Source organism: Flavivirga aquimarina (assembly GCF_030540835.1).
Taxonomy (GTDB): Bacteria; Bacteroidota; Bacteroidia; order Flavobacteriales; family Flavobacteriaceae; genus Flavivirga; species Flavivirga aquimarina.
Window position 1 is genome coordinate 1 of the sequence record NZ_JAUOEK010000101.1, and the last position, 26,858, is coordinate 26,858.

Consider the following 26,858-nt stretch of genomic DNA (forward strand, 5'->3'; position numbering starts at 1 on the left):
AATTGAACTTTTTGTTGTTGATCTAGCATAGGTAAAAGAATATTTTTACTCTTTTAAGATACAAAAAAAGGAGTAGAAAATCTTCGATTTCTACTCCTTTTCATTACTATTTAAGTCTTAATAGACTTTTTCAGTGGCCTCTTGAAAAAGCAGTCTTTTTTTTGTCAAGAATAAGTGAAAAACTTCTACAAGAGATTGAATAGGGGTAGGAGTTGATTTGTCCAAATGACTTCAATTAAGGGATTTAAATAGTTTTCTAGTGAGTGAAAATGTAAGTAAAAAAACGCTCGTTTTTATAAACGAATTTCAAGAAAATAAACAGTCTTAAATTTAAAGAAATCACCAAAAACAAAAAGACCGCCTAATATTTTTAGACGGTCTTTTTCTTATTATGAACAAATAATACTAGTTAAATATTATTAGATGTTAGCGGATTTAACAGTCTTAACAATTCTACCAGCAATTTTATATGGATCTCCGTTTGAAGCAGGTCTTCTGTCTTCTAACCATCCTTTCCATCCTTTTTCTACAGTAATAATAGGAATACGAATAGATGCCCCTCTATCAGATACTCCATAAGAGAAATCAGTAATAGAAGCTGTTTCATGTAAACCAGTTAAACGTTGGTCGTTAAACTCACCATAAACTTCAATGTGTTCTTTAGTAACAGGTCTAAATGCTTCACATATTTTCTCGTAAACTTCTTGAGAACCACAAGTTCTTAAAGTTGTATTAGAGAAGTTTGCGTGCATACCAGAACCATTCCAGTCACCTTTTACTGGTTTAGGGTGGTATTCGATATAGTATCCGTACTTTTCAGTTAATCTGTCTAGTAAATATCTAGCAATCCAAATTTCATCACCAGCTTTTTTAGCGCCTTTAGCAAATAATTGGAATTCCCATTGTCCACTGGCAACTTCTTGGTTAATACCTTCAAAATTTAAACCAGCATCGATACATAAATTAGCATGTTCTTCTACAAAGTCTCTACCATGTGTGTTTTTTCCACCAACAGAGCAGTAGTACATACCCTGTGGTCCAGGATATCCTCCAATTGGGAATCCTAAAGGTAATTGTGTATGTGTATCCATGATAAAGTATTCTTGCTCAAAACCAAACCAGAAATCATTATCATTGTCATCAATAGTAGCTCTTGCATTAGATTCATGCGGTGTTCCGTCTGCATTTAAAACTTCAGTCATTACTAAATATCCATTAATACGAGCAGGATCTGGGTATATCGCAACAGGTTTTAATAAACAGTCTGAAGAACCTCCTTCTGCTTGTTTTGTTGATGAACCGTCAAAAGACCAAGTACTTAACTCTTCTAATGTTCCTTTAAAGTTTTCATGCTCTTCTACTTTGGTTTTACTTCTCAAATTTTGAGTTGGCTTGTAACCATCTAACCAAAGATATTCTAATTTGATTTTTGCCATAATAAATATTTTATGAATGAAATTTTAATAATAATCACAAATATATATTTTTATATAAATACTTCAAGTTTAAAGGGGGTATTTTAATATAAGTATCAGTTATTTTTGTTTATACCCCATAATTTTGGGGTTTATTTTAAAAAAAGAGTATTATTTTATATAAAAATTGAAAAAATGTTAACAATAAATTTTAATGTTTTAATGTTTTTATTGTTTTAGCTACTTATTTTTGCAGTAATATATAAATTATTGCTCAAAACTAATATTAATTAACTGAGAATGTCAACATTAAGATTTCACGCTATTAAAGAGTCCCTTGCATACAAGCCAATTATCGTAGAGGAAAAAGAACGTAGGTCGGATTTGTTTGGAAAGCATGTATTTAATGAGAGTACCATGCGTCAATACTTAACAAAAGATGCTTTTAAAGGTGTTACAAATGCGATTGAATACGGCAAAAAAATAGATAGAAGTATTGCAGATCAAGTGGCTTCTTCAATGAAAGATTGGGCTTTATCTAAAGGAGTAACACATTACACACATTGGTTTCAGCCATTAACCGGAGCTACTGCCGAAAAGCACGACGCATTTTTTGAAACTATTGGAGATGGTATAGCTATTGAAAAATTTGGAGGAACTCAATTAGTACAGCAAGAACCAGATGCTTCCAGTTTTCCAAGTGGAGGTATTAGAAATACATTCGAAGCACGAGGTTATACAGCTTGGGATCCTACATCTCCGGCATTTATTTATGGTACAACACTGTGTATTCCAACCATCTTTGTGGCTTATACTGGTGAAGCATTAGATTATAAAACTCCATTATTAAGAGCATTGCATGCTGTAGATGATGCAGCAACAGCAATTTGTAAATATTTTGATAAAAATGTAAAGAAAGTATCATCGTCTTTAGGTTGGGAGCAAGAATATTTTTTAGTAGATAAAATGTTGGCAGCGAGCCGTCCGGATATTTCCTTAACCGGAAGAACATTATTAGGACATTCTCCTGCAAAAGGACAGCAATTAGACGATCATTATTTTGGATCTATTCCCAGTAGAGCATTAAATTTTATGCGCGAACTGGAAACAGAATGTATGCTTTTAGGTATTCCGGTAAAAACCCGGCATAACGAAGTAGCTCCAAACCAATTTGAATTAGCGCCAATTTATGAAGAAGCTAATTTAGCGGTAGACCATAACTCTCTTTTAATGGATATTATGGGGCGTGTAGCATCGCGCCATAACTTTAAAGTATTACTTCATGAAAAACCATTTGAAGGTATTAATGGATCTGGTAAACATAATAATTGGTCTTTGTCTACAGATACAGGTGTTAATTTATTGGGGCCAGGAAAAACCCCGATGAGTAATCTTCAATTTTTAACATTTTTTATTAATACTATTAAAGCGGTTCATGAGCATGAAGCGCTTTTAAGAGCAGCGATCGCTTCGGCCGGAAACGACCATAGATTAGGGGCTAACGAAGCGCCTCCAGCAATAATTTCAGTATTTATAGGGGAGCAATTAACCAAGGTTTTAGAAGAATTAGAAGGTGTTACTAAAGGGAAATTATCACCACAAGAAAAAACAGAACTTAAATTAAATGTTGTTGGTAAAATACCTGATGTGTTACTTGATAATACCGACAGAAACAGAACGTCTCCTTTTGCATTTACAGGTAATAAATTTGAGTTTAGAGCAGTAGGTTCTACAGCGAATTGTGGAAGCCCTATGACCATTTTAAATACCATAGTAGCGAAACAATTAAGAGATTTTAAAATTGAAGTAGATGCGTTAATTGATAAGAAAGATTTAAAGAAAGACGAAGCTATATTCAATGTATTGAGAGAATACATTAAATCGACTAAAAATATTTTATTTGAAGGAAACGGTTATGATAAAGCATGGGAAGAAGAAGCTAAGAAAAGAGGTTTAAGTAATAATAAAACGACCCCTGAAGCTTTAAAAGCCAAGGTATCAAAACAAACCATTGCATTATTTGAAGAAATGAATGTGATGAGTAAGATTGAAGTCGAAGCACGTTATGAAATTGAGATTGAAGCCTATATAAAACATATTCAAATAGAAAGCCGCGTATTGGGGGATATTTCACGTAATCATATAGTACCAACTGCTGTAAAATATCAAAATATTTTAATTGAAAACGTTAGAGGTTTAAAGGAAATATTTGATAAAAAGTTTAATTCTGTATCAAAAGCACAAATAGATTTAATTGAAGAAATTTCCAGTCATATTGAAAGCATTAATGTCAATGTTACAAAAATGATAAACGAACGCAAAAAGGTAAATGCCATTAAGGATATAGAAAAGAAAGCATTAGGTTATTGTAATGATGTGAAACCTTTGTTTGATGATATACGCTACCATTGTGATAAATTGGAATTATTGGTTGATGATGAGATTTGGCCACTAACCAAGTATAGAGAATTGTTGTTTACAAGATAGTGTTTGTTACTTCTAGTAATTTTAATGTTTAGAAACTGTATCAAGAAGTTGGGCGTTACCCCAAAAAAAGGGTCGGGCTTGTAGCCTGTCTTGAGTGGAGTCGAAAGGTTACAAAACATCATAGCGGGGGCAAAGGCCCCATGCTTACCTGCTTTTCATTAGCTTGAAGGTTATTTAATTCTAACGTTTACACCTTCAAAATAACTTAAAAATAATACAACGAAACCGTTCCTAAAAAAATATTCTTATGCTCAAATGTGGTTTTAATAAGTCTATTATTAAGTTCATGCGAAAATGAAACTTCAGATATAGATTCGTCCACTACAACAGTCGAACAGGGATCTCTAGAGCAAGATTGGAAAAAAACACCTTGTTGGTGGTAGTGTTTATCCTATAGCATTTCGACTATTTGTATTTTATTTCCGCAAGTGTCATTGAAAACAGCAATTTTTACAGTTCCCATTTCTGTTGGGTTTACACTAAATTCGACTCCAAGATTATTCAGTCTGTCATATTCTTGTTGCACATTTTCAACATTAAATTGAGTATATGGAATCCCAGCATCAAAAAGTGCCTTTTGATAAGTTTTGGCAGGTTCAAAATGTTTGGGTGAAGGTTCTAATAATATTTCGGCTCCGTCTTGTTCTTCCTTGTTTACAACTGTTAACCACCTATTTTCTTCGCTTAGCGGAACATCCACTTTTTTTATAAATCCCAATGTTTCGGTATAGAACTTTAGAGCTTTTTCTTGGTCTTGAACAGGAATACTTAATACTTTTATTTTCATCTTTTTTGATTTTTAATTAGATACTCCAAATTTCAAGAATCAACTTTAGATTGACTTTGCGAAAATTGCTCTTTTTGAAAATCAGTTGGTGTTTTTCCAGTCTTTTTTTTGAAAAGTGTGCTGAATGAACTTGGGCTTTCGAATCCGACCGAATAACAAGTTTCTGATACCGACATTCCCATTCTTAAATAGATTTTTGATTTTGTAATCCTTTTGTCTATTAAATACTGTCTTGGTGTCTGTCCGTAGTATTTTTTGAACAATCTCAGAAGATGAAACTTTGAAGTAAATCTGATGTGTGAGAGTAAATCCAAGTTCAATTCTTTGTCGAAGTTATTCTCAATATAATTTCGCATTCCAATTACGGTTTGAATTTGTCTATCGTTAGAATAGCAAATTCCTTTAATTCGATTGATTTCTTTTTGATAGAATGTCATTTTGTTCATTACTGCCAACTATAATGGTATGAAATCGCTTTAATGCTTTATATCAGAAGTTAAACGAAGTTATATTTTTTTCCTGATAAAGTCAAGAAAAGTTCAATAAAGCAAAGTTGTAATTTTTAGAAAACCGTGTTACTAAAAGCATGGTTTTATAATTCAAAAAAGGTGTAAGAAATTCCTCGATGATAACATTGAGGTTTCTAATTGAATTGTCATTCTTGCGAAAACAGGGATCTAGTAAAGGAATATTGTTTGTGTTTGATGAAAAACTTTGTTGATAAAACGTTATTCCTATTTCGAATATGCTAATATATTTTTAAAATATTACTTTACTTTTGCATCACAATACAAGATTATGGGTCAAGAAGTTTCAAAACGATATGCACAACGTGGTGTTTCGGCATCAAAAGAAGATGTGCACAATGCTATTAAGAATATTGATAAAGGATTGTTTCCAAAAGCATTCTGTAAAATAGTCCCAGATTATTTGACAAATGATGAGGATTATTGCTTGATTATGCATGCCGATGGAGCCGGAACAAAATCATCCTTAGCTTATATGTATTGGAAAGAAACCGGAGATGTTTCAGTTTGGAAAGGTATTGCACAAGATGCATTAATAATGAATATTGACGACTTACTTTGTGTAGGTGCTACAGATAATATTATGTTGTCTTCTACCATAGGAAGAAACAAGAATTTAATTCCGGGAGAAGTTATTTCTGCAATTATAAATGGAACAGAAGAATTGCTAGAAGACTTAAAATCGTTTGGAGTTACTATTCATTCTACCGGAGGAGAAACCGCCGATGTTGGAGATTTGGTAAGAACTATTATTGTAGATTCTACGGTAACAGCAAGAATGAAACGAGACGATGTTATTGATAATGCAAACATTAAAGCAGGAGATGTTATTGTTGGATTGGAGTCTTTTGGACAAGCAACTTACGAGAAAACATATAATGGCGGTATGGGAAGTAATGGTTTAACGTCTGCCCGTCATGATGTTTTTAGTAAGTATTTGGCAGAAAAATACCCTGAAAGTTATGATGCATCAGTTCCAGAAAATTTGGTGTATTCTGGAGGTGTAAAATTAACAGATGCTGTTGACGATGCTCCTATAGATGCTGGTAAATTAGTGCTATCGCCAACACGAACATACGCGCCAATTATTAAAAAAATATTATCAGAATATAACAGCGAACATATTCATGGAATGATTCATTGCAGTGGAGGTGCTCAAACTAAAATCCTTCATTTTGTAGATGAGTTGCATATTATAAAAGATAATATGTTTCCGATTCCGCCATTATTTAAACTCATTCAAAAACAATCTAAAACCGATTGGAAAGAAATGTACCAAGTGTTTAATTGTGGTCATAGAATGGAATTATATGTATCGCCAGAAATTGCCGAAAATATTATCGCTATTTCTAAATCTTTTCAAGTTAATGCTAAAATAATTGGTAGAGTAGAAGCTTCAAAAACAAAAAAACTCACTATAAAATCTGAGTTTGGAGTATTTGATTATTAAATTTTATTTAATATGGTATGATTATTGATAGCGATTTGTAAATTTGTACAACTAATTCAAGGCTATACTATGAAAAATGTTCTATTAATCCCTCTTTGTTTCTTTTTTCAATTTATTTCTGCACAACCTGATTCGCTGTTTTTACAAGAAAAGAATAAAGAAAAGCAAGAGCAGGAAGGTGGGCCACAATGGGTTCAAAAAAATAAAGCAACTATAGATTTAAGCGAAGTTGCATTTGTTAATTGGAATTCTGGTGGTAGTAATTCTATATCTGGTCTTTTTGGAATGCAATCTTCAGCAAATTATAGTGATAAATATTTCTCGTGGAGAAATAATGCATCTGTACGTTATGGTATAAATAAACAACAAGCCAGAGAATTAAGAAAAACAGATGATTTACTTGAAATTAATTCAGATATTGGTTATAAACCCAACGAATCGTCAGATTGGTTTTATTCTGCAAAGCTTAATTTTAAAACCCAGCTTACTAATGGGTATTCGTATCCAAATAAAGAAGTACCAATTTCCAGATTGATGGCTCCAGGATATTTATTCTTTGGTGGTGGTATGGAATACGGAAAAAATATTGAAAAATTATCGTTTTATTTCTCTCCAATAACTTTAAAGGCAACTTTTGTATTAGATGAAGATTTGGCTAATGCAGGATCTTTTGGAGTTGAACCAGCTGTTCTAGACGAAAGCGGCAATGTGCTTATACCGGGAGAGCGTTTAAGAAAAGAAGTAGGTATTTTGATGACTAATAGCTATGAAATGGAGGTTGTTGATAATGTTAATATGAAGCATAAAGTGAGTTTGTATTCCGACTATGTAAATAATTTTGGAAATGTAGATTTAGATTGGCAAATCGATTTTAATTTTAAAGTGAATAGTTTTATAAGAGCCACTCTAGGATCTCATTTTAGGTATGATGATGATGTAAAAACAACCGAACCTTCAGAGGTTGAAGGCGAGTTTGATGAAGCTGGTGCTAAATTGCAGTGGAAACAGATTTTAGGCGTTGGATTTGCTGTTGATTTTTAAAATGAATACTTTTCTTTTTATTTCAAAAATTTGTTAACTTTTTTGTGTTAATAAATAATTATAATTCTTAAAATCAGTTATTTAAGTATTATTTCTTGTAAACTTTATGATTTTTGTCATGCTTTGAGTTGTTCACTTTAGCTATATTTATACCTTAATTGAATAATCCGAAAACAACAACTTACCAATGAATGAAAATGTGACAAAAACGCTACCAAAAATGTACACGCAAGACCAGGCTTATACCGCATCATTAAAATATTTTAACAATGATGATTTAGCAGCACGTGTATGGTTAAATAAATATGCACTTAAAGATTCTCAAGGAAATATTTATGAGCTAACTCCAAACGACATGCACCTTCGAATTGCCAACGAACTGGCAAGAGTAGAAAAAAAATATGCTAATCCATTATCGGCAGATACTATTTTTAATTTAATTAAAGATTTTAAATATATAGTGCCGCAAGGTAGCCCTATGGCGGGAATAGGAAACCCGTTTCAAATAGCGTCACTTTCTAATTGTTTTGTAATCGGGAATTCGGGAGAATCAGATTCCTATGGTGGTATCATGAAAATTGATCAAGAGCAAGTTCAGCTCATGAAGCGTAGAGGAGGTGTAGGGCACGATTTATCTCATATCCGCCCCAAAGGCTCTAGCGTTAAGAACTCAGCATTAACATCTACGGGCATTGTCCCCTTTATGGAACGCTACTCTAATTCGACCAGAGAAGTTGCACAAGATGGTAGACGAGGGGCATTAATGCTATCAGTTTCAATTAACCATCCGGATTCAGAAGACTTTATTGATGCAAAATTAGAACAAGGTAAAGTTACTGGAGCGAATGTGTCTGTTAGAATGGATGATGATTTCATGAAAGCTGTAAAAAATGGTTCAGATTATATTCAAAAATATCCGATATTTAGTGCAAACCCTAAAGTTTTAAAAACAATAAAAGCGAACGATTTATGGAAAAAGATTGTACATAATGCCTGGAAATCAGCCGAACCGGGCATCTTATTTTGGGACACTATTATAAAAGAATCTGTTCCAGATTGCTACGCAGATTTGGGTTATAAAACTGTGTCTACAAACCCTTGTGGAGAAATTCCTCTATGTCCTTACGATTCTTGTAGATTGTTGGCAATTAATTTATTTTCTTATGTAGAAAACCCTTTTACAAAACATGCTGAGTTTAATTTTTCTTTATTCAAAAAGCATATTGTAGCGGCGCAACGCCTCATGGATAATATCATTGATTTAGAACTGGAAAAAATTGATACTATTTTACAAAAGATTGACGAAGATCCAGAGTTGAATGAGGTTAAAGCGACTGAGCGTAATTTATGGGTTAATATAAAACAAAAAGCAGAAGAAGGACGTAGAACGGGTATTGGTATTACAGCAGAAGGTGATATGTTGGCTGCATTAGGTATTCAATATGGTAGTAAGGAAGGTAATGCTTTTTCGTTAGAAGTACATAAAACAATTGCTATAGAAGCCTACAGGGCATCGGTACATTTGGCTAAAGAGCGTGGCGCTTTTTCTATTTTTGATGCAGAACGCGAAAAAAACAATCCATTTATACAGCGTTTAAAAGAAGCAGATAGTAAGCTATATTACGAAATGTTGGAATATGGTAGACGAAATATTGCGCTACTTACTATAGCGCCAACAGGAACAACCAGTTTGATGACGCAAACAACATCTGGAATTGAGCCTGTATTTTTACCAGTTTATAAACGCAGAAGAAAAGTGAATCCGGGCGATAAAGAAGCACGTGTGGATTTTGTTGATGAAGTAGGTGATTCATGGGAAGAATATGTCGTTTTTCATCACAGATTTAAACAATGGATGGAAGTAAATGGCATTGATACCTCTAAAAACTTTTCACAAGATGAGTTAGATGATTTGGTAAAACAGTCGCCATATTATAAAGCAACTTCTAATGATGTAGATTGGTTAAGTAAAGTGAGCATGCAAGGTGTTATTCAAAAATGGGTAGATCACTCGATAAGTGTAACGATAAACCTGCCTAATGATGTTTCTGAAGATTTAGTGGGAAAACTATACTTAAAAGCATGGGAAGTAGGTTGTAAAGGTGTAACTGTTTATAGAGATGGTTCTCGTTCTGGTGTATTAATTTCCAATGATGAAAAAAAAGAAGAAGAGTCGAGTTTATTAACGACATTTCCTGTAAAGCGTCCTCAGGTATTGGAAGCAGATGTAGTTCGTTTTCAGAATAATAAAGAAAAATGGATAGCTTTTATAGGTATTATTGATGATAAACCTTATGAGATTTTTACTGGATTAACAGATGATGAAGATGGTATTTTAATTCCTCGTTGGGTAAACAACGGATTAATAATAAAGAACAAAACAGAAAATGGTTTATCCCGTTACGATTTTCAATACGAAAATAAGAGAGGTTATAAAACGACTATAGAAGGTTTATCTCATAAATTTAATCCAGAATTCTGGAACTATGCAAAGCTTATTTCCAGTACGCTTCGTCATGGTATGCCCATTGATAAAATTGTTGATTTAATTAATAGTTTACAATTGGATAGTGAGTCTATTAATACCTGGAAAAATGGTGTAGGTCGTGCATTAAAACGTTATGTGGAAGATGGCACACAGGCTAAAGGACATACTTGCGACTCTTGTAAGTCTAAAAACTTAATTTATCAAGAAGGTTGTTTGACTTGTAAAGACTGCGGATCTTCAAAGTGTGGCTAATATCTAGCATAAAAATAAGAAGAAGATATGTTTAAGTAAATATATCTTCTTCTTATTTAATCTAAAGTACCTATACTTAAATACTTGTAATCTTCTAGTTCTTTTAAATCATTAATAAGCTTAGTGCTACCATTTTTTAAAAGATAAATAGTATCAGAAACAGAAATAAGATGCCTGTACATATGATCGGTTATTATAATAGCTTTATTTTGTTTTTCACCCTCAATGAGTGCTTTTATTCTTTCAATGTATAAAGGAGCAACAAGAGAGAAAGGTTCATCTAAAAGCGCTATTTTTCCTGAGCATTTTAATATTAAGTAAATTTCTATTATTCTACGTTCGCCACCAGATAACTTATTGAAATAAAGGTTTTTAAATGGAATAAATGTTTCGAATACATTAACAAATGTATCCCAGTCTACCTGAAAAAGGTTAAAGGCGGTCTTAATTTTTATCTTATTGGGAACAAAATGGTGTTGAGGCAAATAACTAATTAATTTGGTTTGGTATAGTGGTTTTAAAATAGGAGTATTATTAATCCTTACTAAGCTATATTTAGCTCTTAGATTACCAAAAACAATATTTAAAAGGCAGCTTTTTCCACAACCATTACTTCCTAGAATGCCTGTAATTTTTCCTGTTTCAACTTTTAAGTAAACACCATTTAAAATGAGTTTATTATTAAAATAAAGTTCGACGTTATCAATCTCTATAATCATACAAATTCCTTAAGAAGTAAAAGAGAGGGAATACTTAAAAACAGGTCGATAACAAATAAAAGTGAAAACAATTTAAAAGTAGAAATACCTAAGTTTTTGTAAAATATTAGTTTTCGTTTTGCGCTTGTCTCATTTATAAAGTACCATAAGAAAACAACTAATACTAGTTTGGCAATAAGAAAAGGAATAATATCATATTCTAAATACGAGAAAACAATATTCAGGCCAAAAGACCAAAAAATAAAAGGCCTGTAAAAAACGAATATGGAAAATAATTGATTCATATATATGATTAGAAACGTTGTAAGTTGAATATTATTCTAATCTAATGATTAATAGGCGGATGTATTCGTGCTGAAAATTCATAAATTATCGTATTTTTGATTCCCAATTAAAAAGGTAGATGTTAGAGAAATTACAAATAGTAAAGCAGCGTTTTGATGAGGTTAGCGATTTAATTATTCAACCTGATATAATTACAGACCAAAAACGTTATGTAGAACTTAATAGAGAATACAAAGACTTGCGAATTCTTATGGATAAGCGAGAATTATACATAGAACTTACAGACAATTTAAAGGAAGCTGAATCCATTATTGCAGATGGGAGTGATGCCGAAATGATTGAAATGGCCAAAATGCAGTATGATGAGGCTAAAGAAGGTATTCCTAAGTTAGAAGAAGAAATAAAAGTGCTTTTAATTCCTAAAGACCCCGAAGATGCTAAAAATGCAGTGGTTGAATTACGAGCAGGAACTGGTGGTGATGAAGCGAGTATTTTTGCGGGTGATTTGTTTAGAATGTACACTAAATACTGTGAAGGAAGGGGTTGGCGCGTAGATACTGTAGATTTTAGTGAAGGAACTAATGGAGGTTTTAAAGAAATTCAGTTTGAGGTTAGTGGAGAAGATGTTTACGGAACTTTAAAATTTGAAGCCGGCGTACATCGTGTGCAACGTGTACCACAAACCGAAACTCAAGGGCGTGTACATACAAGTGCCGCCACAGTTATGGTATTTCCAGAAGCAGAAGAGTTTGATGTAGAAATCAACCCAAAAGAGGTACGTATTGACTTTTTCTGTTCATCAGGTCCAGGAGGGCAGTCAGTGAATACTACTTATTCGGCAGTACGTTTAACGCATATTCCTACTGGCTTGGTAGCACAATGTCAGGACCAGAAATCGCAACATAAAAATAAAGAGAAAGCCTTTAAAGTATTGCGTTCTCGATTATACGACTTAGAGTTGGCGAAAAAACAAGAAGAAGATGCTGCTAAACGTGGTAGTATGGTGTCATCTGGAGACAGAAGTGCTAAGATTAGAACCTATAATTACCCACAAGGCCGTGTAACTGATCATAGAATAGGCTTAACACTTTACGATTTAAGTAATATTGTAAACGGAGATATACAAAAAATCATTGATGAATTGATGTTAGCTGAAAACACTGAAAAGTTAAAGGCTAATGATGATGTAATCTAAAATATTTAGCCTCTACTTTGAGGCTTTTTTTATGAAGAAAAAAACTTTAATATTCTTAGTTGCTATAGGAATTATACAATTAATACTTTGGAGTTTTAATATTCTTAGATTTTATAATTATCCATCTACAGCTAACGAACCTGGTATAAAGGAAGGGGCAAGAATTATTTGGACTAGTTTAGTAAAGCCAGAAAGACTAGATTTTGTTTGTTTTAATACAGAATTTGAAGATTTAGGGAAATTCGAAGCTGTTATGCGATTAGTTGGTTTACCCGGCGATGTTGTACAAATAAAAAAAGGAAACCTTTATGTAAATAACTTACTCGTAGATAATGAAATTGAATTGAGAAGGCTTTATAAATGCAGTAAAGAGTATTTTTATGAAAATGTAGAACCTGTAATCAAGGATAATAATTTTAATTATTTTTTATATCATCAAGATTCAATGGTGGTGTACTTGAATGAAAGTCTAGTTAAGGAATTAAGGTTTAATCTAAAAAGAGATATTGAGCCTTTAAATGAAAGAAATGAAAATGTGAGTAGAGTTTATAATAAAGATTGGAATCTTGATAATTTTGGACCTTTGAAAATTCCTAAAAATAAATACTTTTTAATTGGAGATAATAGAAAGAATTCAATTGATTCAAGAATCACAGGTTTGGTTGATAAAGAGGATATTTTAGGTACAATAATTTATATTTGGTAATAATTCAATGGTAACAAACGAACTCATACAACAAATCAAAAAAAAGAAATCCTTTTTGTGTATAGGATTAGATGTTGATTTAAATAAAATTCCAGAACACCTTTTAAAAGAAGAAGACCCTATTTTTGCTTTCAATAAGGCAATTATTGACGCCACACACCATTTATGTGTCGCTTATAAGCCCAATACAGCATTTTATGAAGCTTATGGTTTAAAAGGATGGAAAGCTTTAGAGAAAACCATTAATTACTTAAATGAAAAGCATCCCGAAATTTTTACGATAGCAGATGCTAAACGAGGCGATATTGGTAATACAAGTACCATGTACGCCAAAGCATTTTTTGAAGATTTGGCTTTCGATTCTGTAACTGTGGCGCCTTATATGGGTAAAGATTCCGTAGAGCCTTTTTTGGCTTTCGAAAATAAACATACCATACTTTTAGCATTAACATCCAACCAAGGAGCGTTTGATTTTCAAACGAAAACAGTTGAAGGAAAAGAGCTTTACAAGCAGGTTTTAGAAACTTCTAAAACTTGGGAGAATTCAGAAAACCTAATGTATGTGGTTGGAGCTACTAAAGCAGAATATTTAGCAGATATCAGGCAAATTATCCCAGACAGCTTTTTGTTAGTACCAGGAGTTGGAGCCCAGGGTGGTAATTTACAAGACGTTTGTAAATATGGAATGAATCATCAAATAGGCTTACTTATTAATTCTTCTCGCGGGATTATTTACGCATCTAAAGACCCCGATTTTGCCGAAGCAGCTGCTATAAAAGCCAAAGAACTTCAACAAGAGATGGAAGTAGAGTTAAAACGCTATTAGTTTTCTTGATTGAATAGTTTTGTACCTTTAATTTTCTTTTCGTTTTTTTGTTTCATACTGTTAGTAATTAAAAACTAAAGTTTAGTGTCTAGACAAATTTTATTTGGAGAAATAGAGGGAATTGAAGAAAACCACTGAGCTAATTTAGTTATATATGCCAGTTTAAAAAGGCTAGTTACGATTTAATTGATCATAATAAATTATGTTTGGGCTGACCCCAAGGACCTGATGAATTGGAGACTTTCTGAGGCAGACGTTCCGATTGCACAACAATTGATTAAAATCTGTGCATAGTGGTATATATAGTTCATTATATCTAAGCATTGAAACTATACATTTTCAAAAGGAACTACTAGTTTTGAAATTAACTTGGTGTTAGGCGTAGATGAAAATCACATACAAATTAAATATTAATATAAAAAATATGAAAAACTACAGTAAACTAATCATTTTTTTGCTTTTCGTTTTTATTTTTTCTTGCGCTAACCAAGGAGACAGAAACATAGAAATGAAAGATATGTACCCGTGGTGTGTAGTCATGTTTGATTCCATAGAAAGAACCCCTGCCCAACGCATACACATGTTAAAAGATATGGGCTTTGTTAAATATGCTTATGACTGGAAAGACAAGCATTTAGATGATATGGAAAGCGAATTTCAATTAGCTAAAGAAAACAATATAGAGATCATTTCTGTTTGGCTATGGCTTAATGCAAAAAGAGACAGCCTTGGTAAGTTAAGCCCATCAAACAATAGGATGTTCGATATTGTAAAGAAATCACAACTTAAAACTACCTTGTGGCTAAGCTTTAGCAATAACTTTTTTGAAGATCGTACTCAAGAGCAATCAATGGAAACGGCTATAGAGATGATCAAGTTTGTAAATACGAAAGCAAAAGAAATAGGTTGTGATATTGCGTTATATAATCACCGGGGATGGTTTGGTAATCCGAATAATCAAGTTGAGATTATTAAAGCGCTTCCTGAATACAATTTGAAAATGGTATATAACTTTCACCATGCTCACGATTATTTAGAGGACTTTCCTCAAATTATAAAAAAAATAAAGCCTTATTTAGCTTCGGTCAATTTAAATGGTATGAAGAAAGAAGGATCAAAAATTTTACCCATTGGAAGTGGTGATTATGAAACAGAGATGATAAAACTACTAATAATGGATGAGGTTTTTGATGGCCCATGGGGAATATTAGGTCATGTAGAAAATGACGATGCAAAAAGCGTTTTAGAGCGTAATATTGAAGGATTAAACTCTTTGATGGTAGGTTCTATATTAGAGTAGTATGAAGAAAACTATTAATCTTATAAAAGACCAATTAAGTCGAAGCATTCATTTAAAAGAAACTCCAAAGCGTATTATTTCGTTAGTGCCGAGTCAAACCGAATTATTATGTGATTTAGGTTTAGAAAATGCACTAGTTGGTGTTACCAAATTTTGTATTCATCCGCAGCATATAAGAACAGATGTAGCTGTGGTTGGTGGTACTAAGCAAATTCATTTAGATAAAATTAAAGCGTTACAACCAGATATTATTCTTTGTAATAAAGAAGAGAATACTAAAGACATTGTCGAAGCTTGCGAAACCATTTGTAATGTACATATTTCAGATATTTTCATAATTGATGATAGTTTAGAGTTGATTCATCAATACGGTGTAATTTTTAATAAATCAAGTGAAGCGTTTGCTATAATTAATACAATACAAGGAGAGATAAAAGATTTCAAGACTTTCATTAAAAATAAACCCATATTAAAAGCAGTTTATTTTATTTGGAAAAATCCTTGGATGGTCGCTGCTAATAACACCTTTATTAATTATGCATTGAAGCTTAATAAGTTTGAAAATATTTTCGAAAAAGAGAATCGTTACCCTGAAATAGAACTTAGTGAATCGATTATTAATAAAGACGTAGATACTGTGCTTTTATCTAGTGAACCTTACCCGTTTAAAGAAAAGCATAAAAGAGATATCCAGAAGTTTTATCCCAACGCAGAAGTGATTTTAGCAGATGGTGAGATGTTTTCCTGGTATGGCTCCAGACTGATAAAAGCTTTTAAATACTTTAAAAACTTGCGCCTAAGTCTTGAGAATAATCAATCTTAGTAGTATCATCTACAAAGTTTGCAATGCTTTTTTCTAATTCTTTTAAGCTAATTAGCTTGTTTAAGTTTGGTTTTATTTTACCAACCCTACAAAAATGTGTACTCATAACTTCTTTTTTATATATAAAGTACGAATAATGGCATGTATTAGACGTAACAAAAAAGTTAAATAATTACTAAATTTTTATATAACAGTCAGTAAATAGGAGTATTACCTAGCTAAATATTTTAGCTTATTAAGTTTATCGAGCAGTTTAATAGCTCGATATTCGGAAATGTCACTTAAAGCAGAATCAGTTTGACGAAAATTATAAGCTTGTTCAACAAGTTCTTTGTAACGTTGATGAAGTTTTCCTTGATCATCCTTTATGTTGTCTATTCTTTTCATGCAAACGGAAATAACAAGTAACTAAATATACATTTTTTATTCAGAAATCAAAAAGAATAACAGAACTATTTTTATTGAAACATGTTCATTTTTAGATAGTTGTGAGTATTGTATTATAAGAGAAAACAAAGTGGAAAGGATGGTTTTATGAGCCGGAGATGCAATAAATAATATAGGACGTATAAATAAAAGAGGTCTGTAAAGTAAATAAAATGACTTTTCAGACCTCTTTAAAACCGTAATGTTTTGTTTATTTATCCTGCAAAGCAAAAACTTTTTTCAATAAATCTGTTGTTCTAGAAGATAGTTTCGTTCTAATTTCCGTTTCTTCAACAGCAATCATAGTAAATACACCTTTTAAAGCCTCCCCGGTAACATAGTCTGTCAAGTCCGGATTCACATTATTAGTAAAAGGGATATTATTGTACTTGTTTATCAAATTGCTCCAAATTTTATCAGCTCCAACTTTACCAAACGAACTTTTTATAACCGGATTAAACTTATTATACAAAGCTGTTTTGGTTTTGCTACTTAAGTATTGAGTTGCTGCATCGTTATTGCCTAGCAGAATATTTTTAGCATCGGCAAATGTTATCCCCTTAACAGCGTCAACAAAAATAGGCGTAGCTTCTTTTACGGCATCTTCAGCCGCTCTGTTAAGCACTTTTAAGCCTTCGTCTGCTAATTTACTTAAGCCAATATCTCTAAGCGTTTTGTCAACTTTTTGTAATTCTTCAGGTAGTAATATTTTCACTAATTCATTTTTAAAAAAACCGTCAGTTTGAGTCAGTTTTGTAACTTGTTTGTCTATTCCAAAATCTAATGCCTGTCTTAAACCAGAAGCAATATCAGTATTGCTTAAAACACCTTCGCTTTGTGGTAATTGATTAACAACTTGTTGCAATTCTGCACATGCAGTAAGATTAAAAATTAGGAGAATAATTAAGAATTTACGAATCATAGTTTTTGGGTTTTATATGTTTAACAAAGATATATTTTATAGATGAAACCTCTTTAAATATTATTTCTAATATTAAATCGGTTCATTTAACTTAATTTTTTTTTTAGAAAATTGCTTTATGTAAAAGGCACCTTGAAATCAAGATGCCTTTTCTGCAAACCAAAATAATCTAATTAAAATTTAACCTTTAAGTGTCAATAGATTATTTTTCACTAAACCTATTTTTTAGACACGAAGAAAAAAGAAAAGTCACAATTTTTTTTAAAAATAATGTAAAAAATTGCTTAAATGTTATGTGATATTAATTAAACAGATTGATAATCAGCTGCTTATTTTTTTTAAAAATAAAGTTTAACTAAGAAAAAATAACCGTTTTATTATTATAAACCATTACTTTTCTATCAGAATGTAGTTTAACAGCATTAGCCAAAACAATTTTTTCTAAATCGCGTCCTTTGGCAATTAAATCTTGAATAGAATGTGTATGAGATACATGGGCTACATCTTGTTCAATTATAGGTCCGGCATCAAGTTCTTCAGTGACATAATGACTCGTAGCTCCAATAATTTTCACACCACGTTTATAGGCCGAATGATAAGGTTTAGCACCAACAAAGGCAGGAAGAAAAGAATGGTGAATATTAATTATTTTGTTAGGATACTTATCAATAAGTTTTCCGGAAACAATTTGCATATATCTAGCTAAAACTATAAAATCTATTTGGTGCAGCTCTAATAATTCCAATTGTTTGTTTTCGGCTTCTTCTTTAGTGTCTTTAGTAACAGGAATATGATAAAATGGGATTTTAAAATTATCAGCAATAGGTTTTAGATCTAAATGATTACTTATTATAAACGGAATTTCTAAGTTAAGTTCACCAGAGTTGTAACGTCCTAACAAATCGTATAAGCAATGATCGTATTTAGAAATAAACAAAGCCATTTTTGGCTTGGTTGCAGAAGAATAAATACGCCATTTCATTTCAAACACATTAGCCAAAGTATTCTTAAATAATTCCTTAAAATTGTTAGTAGAGAAGCTGTCTTCTATGAATTCGCTTTCTAAACGCATGAAAAAAATGTCTTGTTCTCTGTCTACATGTTGGTCTATATAAACAATATTACCTCCTTCATTAGCAATAAAATTTGTTACAGAAGCAATGATGTTAGAACGGTCTTTACAATGAATTAAAAGTGTAATTTTATTCATGAGATTCAAAATCGATTAGCTCCAAAATTAGTTTAAAAAATAGATAAGAAACAGTTGGTGTTATAATTTTAGATAATTTTATGTAAATGCTTGGTTTTTTTGAATATTTCGTAAATTGCGGTACTTAAAAATCATATTCTTTACGAATGAAACAAGAAACACCATATAAACCAAAACATAAAGTCCGTATAGTAACAGCAGCATCATTGTTTGATGGGCACGATGCATCCATAAATATCATGCGTCGAATCATTCAAGCTACTGGTGTAGAGGTGATTCATTTAGGACATGATAGGAGTGTAGAAGAAGTTGTAAATACAGCGATTCAGGAAGATGTAAATGCGATTTGTTTAACTTCTTATCAAGGAGGGCATAATGAGTATTTTAAGTACATGTACGATTTGTTAAAGGAAAAAGGAGCGGGTCATATTAAAATTTTTGGAGGAGGTGGCGGTGTTATTTTACCGTCTGAGATTAAAGATTTAATGGACTATGGTATTACTCGTATATATTCTCCTGATGATGGACGCGAAATGGGATTGCAAGGAATGATTAATGATTTGGTTGAAAAGGCCGACAGCCCCACTCCAACTCTCCCCAAAAGGGAGAGAGTCATAGAAGCTCTAAAAAGAAAAGATGTTAATATAATAGCAAGATTAATTTCATTATCTGAAAATAGACATGACGAATTTGACACTCTGTTTTTACAGCAGCGTAAAAGTTCCTTCCCTTCGGGGAGGCTAGGAGGGGCTATTCTAGGAATTACAGGAACCGGAGGTGCAGGAAAATCTAGTTTAGTAGATGAGTTGGTAAGGAGGTTCTTAACCGATTTTCCGGAAAAAACAATTGGAATTGTTTCGGTAGATCCATCGAAACGAAAAACAGGTGGTGCTTTGTTAGGAGATAGAATTCGTATGAATGCTATAAACTCACCTCGCGTTTATATGCGCAGTTTAGCAACGCGCCAATCTAATTTAGCATTGTCTAAATACGTAAATGAAGCTGTAGAAGTTTTAAAAGCAGCCGAATATGATTTAATTATTTTGGAAACATCTGGTATTGGACAATCTGATACTGAAATTATAGAACATTCTGATATGTCGTTATATGTTATGACTCCCGAATTTGGAGCTGCAACGCAGTTGGAAAAGATAGATATGCTTGATTTCGCAGATTTGGTTGCCATTAATAAATTTGACAAACGTGGTGCTTTAGATGCCTTACGTGACGTTAAAAAGCAGTATATGCGTAATAACAATTTGTGGGAAGTTCCGCAAGATGAATTACCGGTTTTTGGAACCATTGCCTCTCAATTTAACGATCCGGGAATGAACACACTTTATAAAGCTGTTCTTGATAAGTTGGTTGAAAAAGCGGAAGCAGATTTAAAATCAACTTTTACCATATCTGATGAAATGAGTGAGAAGGTTTTTGTGATTCCACCTTCAAGAACACGTTATTTATCTGAGATAGCAGAAACGAATCGGGCTTACGATCAAAAAGCTAACAGTCAGGTTGAAGTGGCCCAAAAACTTTATGGTATTTATAAAACAATTTGTTCAGTTACGAATGTCACCTTGAACACTTCGACTGCGCTCAGTGTAAACTCCATCGAAAGGTCTTTTATAGGAAAACTAAGTTTAGACAATGACGAGATCCTAAAACAAGCTCAGGATGATAATAAGAACTTTGTTAAACTTCTTATCGCAGAATTCGACCGCGTAAAACTTAATCTAGACCCTTATAACTGGGAAATCATTATAGGTTGGGAAGAAAAAGTAAATAAATATAAAAATCCTATCTATTCATTTAAAGTTCGAGATAAGGAAATAAATATAGAAACGCATACAGAGTCATTATCCCATACTCAGATTCCAAAAGTAGCATTACCTAAATATCAGGCATGGGGAGATATTCTGCGTTGGTGTTTACAAGAAAATGTACCGGGAGAATTTCCTTTTGCATCAGGTTTGTATCCCTTTAAAAGAACAGGAGAAGACCCAGCAAGAATGTTTGCGGGAGAGGGAGGACCAGAGCGTACCAACCGTCGTTTTCATTATGTAAGTATGGGACTGCCTGCAAAACGTTTATCGACGGCATTCGATAGTGTGACACTTTACGGGAACGATCCGGATCATCGCCCGGATATTTATGGGAAAATTGGAAATGCAGGTGTTTCAGTTTGTTGTTTAGACGATGCTAAAAAACTGTATTCCGGTTTTAATTTGGCAGATGTCAAAACATCTGTGAGTATGACCATTAACGGCCCGGCACCTATGTTATTAGGCTTTTTTATGAATGCCGCCATAGACCAACAATGCGAAATATATATAAAAGAAAAAGGTTTAGAAAAAGATGTTAAAGCTAAAATAGCTACTATTTATAAAGGAAAAGAACGTCCAAAATATAATGGAGAATTACCAGAAGGTAATAATGGCTTAGGGTTAATGTTACTTGGTGTTACGGGAGATCAGGTATTACCATCAGACATTTATAATGAGATTAAGACAAAAACCATAGCACAAGTTAGAGGAACCGTTCAGGCTGATATTTTAAAGGAAGACCAAGCTCAAAATACTTGTATCTTTTCTACCGAATTTGCGCTGCGATTAATGGGTGATGTTCAAGAATATTTTATTGAAAATAATGTTCGTAATTTTTATTCGGTATCCATTTCAGGGTATCATATAGCAGAAGCAGGAGCCAACCCTATTACACAATTAGCCTTAACACTTTCTAATGGATTCACTTATGTGGAATATTATTTAAGTCGAGGCATGGATATTAATAAATTTGGTCCAAACTTATCGTTTTTCTTTTCCAATGGTATCGATCCGGAATATGCTGTGATAGGTAGAGTAGCCCGAAAGATATGGGCTAAAGCGATGAAGCATAAATACGGTGCTAATATTAGAGCGCAAATGCTTAAATATCATATTCAAACTTCCGGACGCAGTTTGCATGCACAGGAAATAGATTTTAATGACATTCGAACCACGTTACAAGCTTTATATGCTATTTACGATAATTGCAACTCATTGCATACGAACGCTTACGATGAAGCCATAACAACACCCACAGAAGAATCTGTGCGTCGTGCTATGGCCATTCAACTAATCATAAATAAAGAATTAGGTTTGGCGAAGAATGAAAACCCGATTCAGGGATCTTTTATTATTGAAGAACTTACCGATTTAGTTGAAGAAGCCGTATTACTTGAATTTGATAGAATTACAGAGCGAGGAGGCGTGTTAGGTGCTATGGAAACGATGTACCAACGTAGCAAAATTCAAGAAGAAAGCTTGTATTATGAGACTTTAAAGCATAATGGTAAATTTCCAATAGTTGGAGTGAATACATTTTTGAGTTCAAAAGGGTCACCAACAATACTTCCAAAAGAGGTCATTCGAGCTACAGAAGAAGAAAAACAACTTCAAATAAAAACGTTAGAGAATCTTCATCAAGCAAATGATACAAAAGCCTTATTAAAAGAGCTACAAACAAAGGCCATTCACAACGAGAATATTTTTGAAGTACTTATGGAAGTTTGTAAAGTATGTTCTTTAGGAGAGATTACGCATGCGTTATTTGAAGTAGGAGGCCAGTATCGCCGAAATATGTAAGCAGAGAACCACTTTTTGCCAAAGCAAAAAGTGCGTGAATCGCTTATCCCGAGAGAAACCTCGGGATCTATATAATAGGTGTTATAATCAAGTTACCATTTTTTGCTAAAGCAAAAAGTGTGTGAATGGCTTACCCTGAGCGAAGTCGAAGGGTCTAATACAAAGAACTACTTTTCATCTTACAAAAGTGTCTGAATCGTTTATTCTGAGTCTTTCAATTTTAAGGCAGACTATAAGGTAGAAGATATTGCACTGAAAACAATTTAGTAGATGTAAACTACTATATTTAACTTCTAGATTATATTAAACTTATACCAAGGTTTATCGTAGATAAATTTAAGTTTTTATTGGTCCCAAATGGAGTTAAAACTATGTACTTTAGTGCATGTTGCTTTCAGCTTCTAAAAACTTTTGACACGAACCAGCCTGCCGGCTGGCAGGTTTAACGAATTCACACGAATTCAGTTTTACCATATTTCACGAAGCAGACTTTCAGTCTGCCAAAACGAACCTATGGACTTGCAGTCCATGGTTTAGTTCAGGAGTTTACGTAAAAGTAAGGTATCTTTTTTGTATTAAAGTTTAAAAAAAAGAAAACCAAAAGCATATTTTAATAGCTTTGTATAATTATATTTATAATAATTTTATTATAAATTTTAGTGACCTAAATTTTTATTTTATAGATTTAATGGCATGCATGTTATATTGTAATGCTGTACAAAAAACAACCTACTATGCAAGAGGATATTAACCTACAGTTTCGCTTGTTACTATTACCTATAGTTACATTTTATTTTTTTATTTTTTCATGGCAAGCACATAGTTCCTATAATAATGGAAACTATAGTGAACATTCTTTAAAAAAGGTAGAAATATCGCCTCCAGTATTGAGTACTCCTGCGAACAATGCAACTTATCAAAGCAATTATGTTTCGCTATCATGGATTGCTGCAACTGATTCCAACGGAGGAGCATTGACTTATGATTTGTATTTGGGGACAACATTAAGTCCTTCATTGTTTAGGGTCGATTTGACTGAGAATTGGGTAAATGAAAATTTTACAGAGTTTGTGATTTCCCAAATAGTAGATGGAAAAAAATATTTTGAATTTTTCCATTCGGGATTAGAGTATGAGACTACTTACTATTGGAAGGTAGTGGCTAAAGATGGTACAGGTGCCGAAAAAAATAGCGAGGTTTTCTCTTTTACAACAGATAGAGAGAATAATCTGCCTACTGCTCCTGTATTACGTACACCGGTTAATGGTGCCATAGATGTTTCTAGGAACATAACACTTGAGTGGGAACCAAGTGTAGATATTGATAACGATATCGTAACCTATAACCTTTTTCTAGGAAGTAATGCCTCTAACCCATATGATGTAAGCTTGTTGGCTTCTGGATTACAAAATCCCTCGTACAACTTTGTAACACCTTTAGATGATCAAAAAACCTATTTTTGGAGGGTAGAAGCTATCGACGGGTATAGTAATCAGAAGGTTTCACATGCTGGTAGTCTATTCACTTGGCAATTTACCATAGAAAACTATAAAAATGATGCCCCTGTTATGGGGACTATTTTCTCTCCAAGTGATGGTACAAAGAACATTACCACTAAGCCTGTGTTACAATGGCCGGCAGCGACAGATAAAGATGGAGATGCAGTTATTTATGGTCTATATTTGGGAAATTCTCAAACTAATTTAGTTGAGATAGCCATTGGGTTAAGAGAAAACAAATATCAAGTAGATTTAAAAAACCCATACACCACTTACTATTGGAGGGTAGTAGCTTATGATGAAAACGGAGGTACTACAGAAGGGCCTATCCTTTCGTTTACTCCTTGGGAACAGCCCTCTCCAAGTATTTCTGTTGAAATGGTAGAAGTTACCGGAGGTGATTTTAATATGGGAAATAGAGACTACGAAAATATACTACCGAGTTTTGAAACTTTTGGGCTTATACCACAGCCGGAACTCTATCCGCAAAGATTGGTTACGCTAAATGATTACAAAATTGGTAAGTATGAAATCACATATGGACAATTTTTAATTTTTTTACAAAGTATTCAAAATAACTGGAGTATTAATATCGGTACTAATAGGCTTGTTTTTGAACAGAGTGAATTAAACAGTCAAGGGAATCTGGTAACCAAGAGTTATGACCTTTGTGAGGTAAAAACAGGGGATGATGCTTTCGACTTTAAGACAGATTCGAAACTTCTCTGGGATGGAGCACAATTAGAAGTGAAGGCAGGTTTTGAAAATTATCCAATGAACTGGATTTTACCTAAAGGAGCAGAGTTATTTGCCGATTGGTTGGGATATCGTTTGCCTACAGAAGCAGAATGGGAGTATGCAGCTCTGGGTGGAAGTCAATCTAACGATTATATCTATAGTGGTACTAATGATGTAAATAGTGCAGGTTGGTACTTATGGAATGGAAAAAACCCAGATAATCCCATGACAGGATATGGAGCGGGAGTGCCAGCAAGAGATGGAGTGGGTACGCATGAAGTAGGAGGTAAAATTGCCAATGAGTTAGGTATCTATGATATGTCTGGAAACGTTAGGGAACTCTGTCAAGATTTTTATAGCGGAACCTATTACCACAAAGGAGATAATTTTAACCCATTAGGGCCTGCTAGTGGAACATATTATGCCCTTCGTGGAGGAGCATGGTGCGGTTTAGAATATGAAATGTTTTCGAAAGCAAGGAAGGATACGTATAGAGTAGGACCAAGAGAAACCGGAGTAAGAGTTGTATCAAATCATCCAGACAATAAAAATGCATTGGTTTATGGTATTGTTCGTAATGAAAATGGAGACCTTTTACAAAACGTTAAGTTAAAAACAAGTAAAGGGGAAGCTTTTACAGATGAAAAAGGTAGATATATTTTTCAATTTGCTAATGGTAGCAGCACTGTTATAACCCCAGAGCAGCAAGGTTACACATTTTCGCCATCACAAGTACATCTAAGTGAATTGCCTGATAAGACGCTTCACGTAAATTTTAAAGCCTATCTAGATAGAGATTATACTATTTCTGGTGTTGTTAAAGATTCTAATGGAGACCCCATAGAAAATGTATTAATTAATGGACTGCTTGAAACAGTTAAAACAAATTCAGAAGGTTTTTACTCCATTTCAGTTCCTAAAAATCAAAGCTTTACTTTAGAACCTGAACTTTTGGGCTATCGGTTTACCAATGTTTCTGAGAAAATAGAAAATATTCAAAGCGATATAAACGATTTGGACTTTACAGCAGAATATATTGGATATGTTACGATCTCCGGAATTGTTCATCGAACTACTCTATCCCTTATAAAAAATGGTGTTCGAATCTTAGGACTTCCTGGAGCCCCAGTAGTTACATCTGGTAATGGGAATTATTACAAGCAAGTTACAAAGGGATGGTCTGGAGTCTTAACTCCTATAGATGATGAAGCTTTTTTTATTCCTAAGGAACTGGTAGTTTCTAATGCTGTAACCAATTTATCCCAAAATTTTCAAATTTTTAATAGTAATTCTAAAACCATAACGGGTATGGTTAAAGATAATAGAGGTAATCCTATGCCGGGAGTACGCATCCTTTTAGGGGCATCTAATGAAATTGTAACAGGTGTAGATGGCAAGTTTGCTACGAAACTGAATGTTGGTTGGGAAGGGAAGCTTAAAGCTGTATTTAACAATTATGATGTTTCCCCTCTTGAATATAATCTAAAGGTAGAAAACGAAAATAATGCCTCACCACTATTTGTAATGACTCCTCCTGGAGATTATAAAGTATCTGGCGAAATTAAAGACGATATGGGTAACCCAATTCAAGGAGTGGTTTTGAATGGCTTTTTAGAAAAAATTCAAACCGATGTTCAAGGGAAATATTCCGTTTGGGTAGACACTGGTCATACTACGACGGTTACTCCTAGTTTGTCAGGGAGTAATTTCGTTCCTATAAACAGAAATATTATCAATATTAGTTCGGATGAAAATAATGTGAATTTTGCGATTGCCGAATCACTTTCTATTGCCGAAGAAGGCACTGATGAAAAACAAGCAGTTTTGATATATCCAAACCCATTGGTAGAAGAAAAATTGTATATTATTTTTAATAAAAATACAATGGTAAATGAAGTGCTCATTTTTGATAGCCGTACCTTGATTCACCAAATACCGATAGCTAGTGTAACAAACAAAGTTGAGATTAAACGTAATTTGCCTTCTGGGTTTTATATCGTTAAAATTAAAACAGATAATGAATCCTATATTAGAAAATTGATTGTTCGTTAATAATATGTAAAATGACAATTGCTTTAGTCTGTTGAATAGTTAGATGAAATTGGAGTTTTCTAATATAGATACATAAATCATTTATGA

18 protein-coding genes are annotated in these 26,858 nt (G+C 33.1%); 11 read left to right on the forward strand and 7 right to left on the reverse strand.

From position 1 onward, the window contains the following. Nucleotides 1–419: 419 nt before the first annotated feature. Nucleotides 420–1,436, reverse strand: coding sequence for a glutamine synthetase beta-grasp domain-containing protein (locus tag Q4Q35_RS08735; RefSeq protein WP_303277585.1), 1,017 nt, complete (start codon nt 1,434–1,436; stop codon nt 420–422). Nucleotides 1,437–1,715: 279 nt separating this feature from the next. On the opposite strand from Q4Q35_RS08735, the gene Q4Q35_RS08740 reads away from it, so the two are divergent. Next, on the forward strand, nt 1,716–3,902 hold the full coding sequence (locus Q4Q35_RS08740; protein ID WP_303277587.1) for a glutamine synthetase III family protein: 2,187 nt from the start codon (nt 1,716–1,718) through the stop codon (nt 3,900–3,902). Nucleotides 3,903–4,293: 391 nt separating this feature from the next. On the opposite strand, the gene Q4Q35_RS08745 is transcribed toward Q4Q35_RS08740, so the two are convergent. After that, nucleotides 4,294–4,689, reverse strand: coding sequence for a VOC family protein (locus Q4Q35_RS08745; protein WP_303277588.1), 396 nt, complete (start codon nt 4,687–4,689; stop codon nt 4,294–4,296). Nucleotides 4,690–4,721: 32 nt separating this feature from the next. Beyond that, nucleotides 4,722–5,135 carry a helix-turn-helix domain-containing protein gene (locus Q4Q35_RS08750; protein WP_303277589.1) on the reverse strand — a complete coding sequence of 138 codons (414 nt, stop codon included), beginning with the start codon at nt 5,133–5,135 and terminating at the stop codon, nt 4,722–4,724. Between the two features lie 352 nt (nt 5,136–5,487). Between Q4Q35_RS08750 and Q4Q35_RS08755 the strand changes: the two genes are divergently transcribed. The 3 genes from Q4Q35_RS08755 to Q4Q35_RS08765 all read left to right on the forward strand — a co-directional run bounded on the left by Q4Q35_RS08755 (nt 5,488) and on the right by Q4Q35_RS08765 (nt 10,447). Then, nucleotides 5,488–6,666: an AIR synthase related protein gene (locus Q4Q35_RS08755; protein WP_303277590.1), complete on the forward strand. Its 1,179-nt coding sequence runs from the start codon at nt 5,488–5,490 to the stop codon at nt 6,664–6,666. A gap of 69 nt (nt 6,667–6,735) precedes the next feature. After that, nucleotides 6,736–7,707: a DUF3078 domain-containing protein gene (locus Q4Q35_RS08760; RefSeq protein WP_303277591.1), complete on the forward strand. Its 972-nt coding sequence runs from the start codon at nt 6,736–6,738 to the stop codon at nt 7,705–7,707. A gap of 220 nt (nt 7,708–7,927) precedes the next feature. Further along, nucleotides 7,928–10,447, forward strand: a complete 2,520-nt coding sequence (locus tag Q4Q35_RS08765; RefSeq protein ID WP_437439741.1) for an adenosylcobalamin-dependent ribonucleoside-diphosphate reductase — start codon at nt 7,928–7,930, stop codon at nt 10,445–10,447. Between the two features lie 56 nt (nt 10,448–10,503). On the opposite strand, the gene Q4Q35_RS08770 is transcribed toward Q4Q35_RS08765, so the two are convergent. After that, nucleotides 10,504–11,166, reverse strand: a complete 663-nt coding sequence (locus tag Q4Q35_RS08770) for an ATP-binding cassette domain-containing protein (RefSeq protein ID WP_303277593.1) — start codon at nt 11,164–11,166, stop codon at nt 10,504–10,506. Nucleotides 11,167–11,569: 403 nt separating this feature from the next. On the opposite strand from Q4Q35_RS08770, the gene prfA reads away from it, so the two are divergent. The 5 genes from prfA to Q4Q35_RS08795 all read left to right on the forward strand — a co-directional run bounded on the left by prfA (nt 11,570) and on the right by Q4Q35_RS08795 (nt 16,301). Continuing rightward, nucleotides 11,570–12,646 carry a peptide chain release factor 1 gene (prfA, locus tag Q4Q35_RS08775; protein ID WP_303277594.1) on the forward strand — a complete coding sequence of 359 codons (1,077 nt, stop codon included), beginning with the start codon at nt 11,570–11,572 and terminating at the stop codon, nt 12,644–12,646. A 31-nt stretch (nt 12,647–12,677) separates the two neighbouring features. Next, entirely contained in the window at nt 12,678–13,352 is a 675-nt protein-coding gene (lepB, locus tag Q4Q35_RS08780; protein ID WP_303277595.1) for a signal peptidase I, read from the forward strand. A gap of 7 nt (nt 13,353–13,359) precedes the next feature. Next, nucleotides 13,360–14,178, forward strand: a complete 819-nt coding sequence (gene pyrF / locus Q4Q35_RS08785) for an orotidine-5'-phosphate decarboxylase (protein WP_303277596.1) — start codon at nt 13,360–13,362, stop codon at nt 14,176–14,178. A gap of 424 nt (nt 14,179–14,602) precedes the next feature. Next, nucleotides 14,603–15,478 (forward strand): sugar phosphate isomerase/epimerase family protein, encoded by an 876-nt coding sequence (locus Q4Q35_RS08790; RefSeq protein WP_303277597.1) that lies wholly within the window; start codon nt 14,603–14,605, stop codon nt 15,476–15,478. Nucleotide 15,479: 1 nt separating this feature from the next. After that, entirely contained in the window at nt 15,480–16,301 is an 822-nt protein-coding gene (locus tag Q4Q35_RS08795) for an ABC transporter substrate-binding protein (RefSeq protein ID WP_303277598.1), read from the forward strand. Nucleotides 16,302–16,511: 210 nt separating this feature from the next. On the opposite strand, the gene Q4Q35_RS08800 is transcribed toward Q4Q35_RS08795, so the two are convergent. The 3 genes from Q4Q35_RS08800 to purU all read right to left on the reverse strand — a co-directional run bounded on the left by Q4Q35_RS08800 (nt 16,512) and on the right by purU (nt 18,859). Then, nucleotides 16,512–16,688 (reverse strand): Lacal_2735 family protein, encoded by a 177-nt coding sequence (locus tag Q4Q35_RS08800; protein ID WP_303277599.1) that lies wholly within the window; start codon nt 16,686–16,688, stop codon nt 16,512–16,514. Nucleotides 16,689–16,938: 250 nt separating this feature from the next. After that, the gene (locus Q4Q35_RS08805; protein ID WP_303277600.1) at nt 16,939–17,649 is read right to left on the reverse strand and encodes a DUF4197 domain-containing protein; all 711 of its coding nucleotides are present in this window, start codon (nt 17,647–17,649) and stop codon (nt 16,939–16,941) included. 355 nt (nt 17,650–18,004) lie between these two features. Further along, nucleotides 18,005–18,859, reverse strand: a complete 855-nt coding sequence (gene purU / locus Q4Q35_RS08810) for a formyltetrahydrofolate deformylase (RefSeq protein WP_303277601.1) — start codon at nt 18,857–18,859, stop codon at nt 18,005–18,007. 146 nt (nt 18,860–19,005) lie between these two features. On the opposite strand from purU, the gene Q4Q35_RS08815 reads away from it, so the two are divergent. Together Q4Q35_RS08815 and Q4Q35_RS08820 are read left to right on the forward strand one after the other, a co-directional pair. Then, the gene (locus Q4Q35_RS08815; RefSeq protein ID WP_303277602.1) at nt 19,006–22,482 is read left to right on the forward strand and encodes a methylmalonyl-CoA mutase family protein; all 3,477 of its coding nucleotides are present in this window, start codon (nt 19,006–19,008) and stop codon (nt 22,480–22,482) included. A 734-nt stretch (nt 22,483–23,216) separates the two neighbouring features. Next, a complete protein-coding gene (locus tag Q4Q35_RS08820) occupies nt 23,217–26,771 on the forward strand; it encodes an SUMF1/EgtB/PvdO family nonheme iron enzyme (protein ID WP_303277603.1) in 3,555 nt (1,184 codons plus the stop codon). The last annotated feature ends 87 nt before the right edge of the window (nt 26,772–26,858 follow it).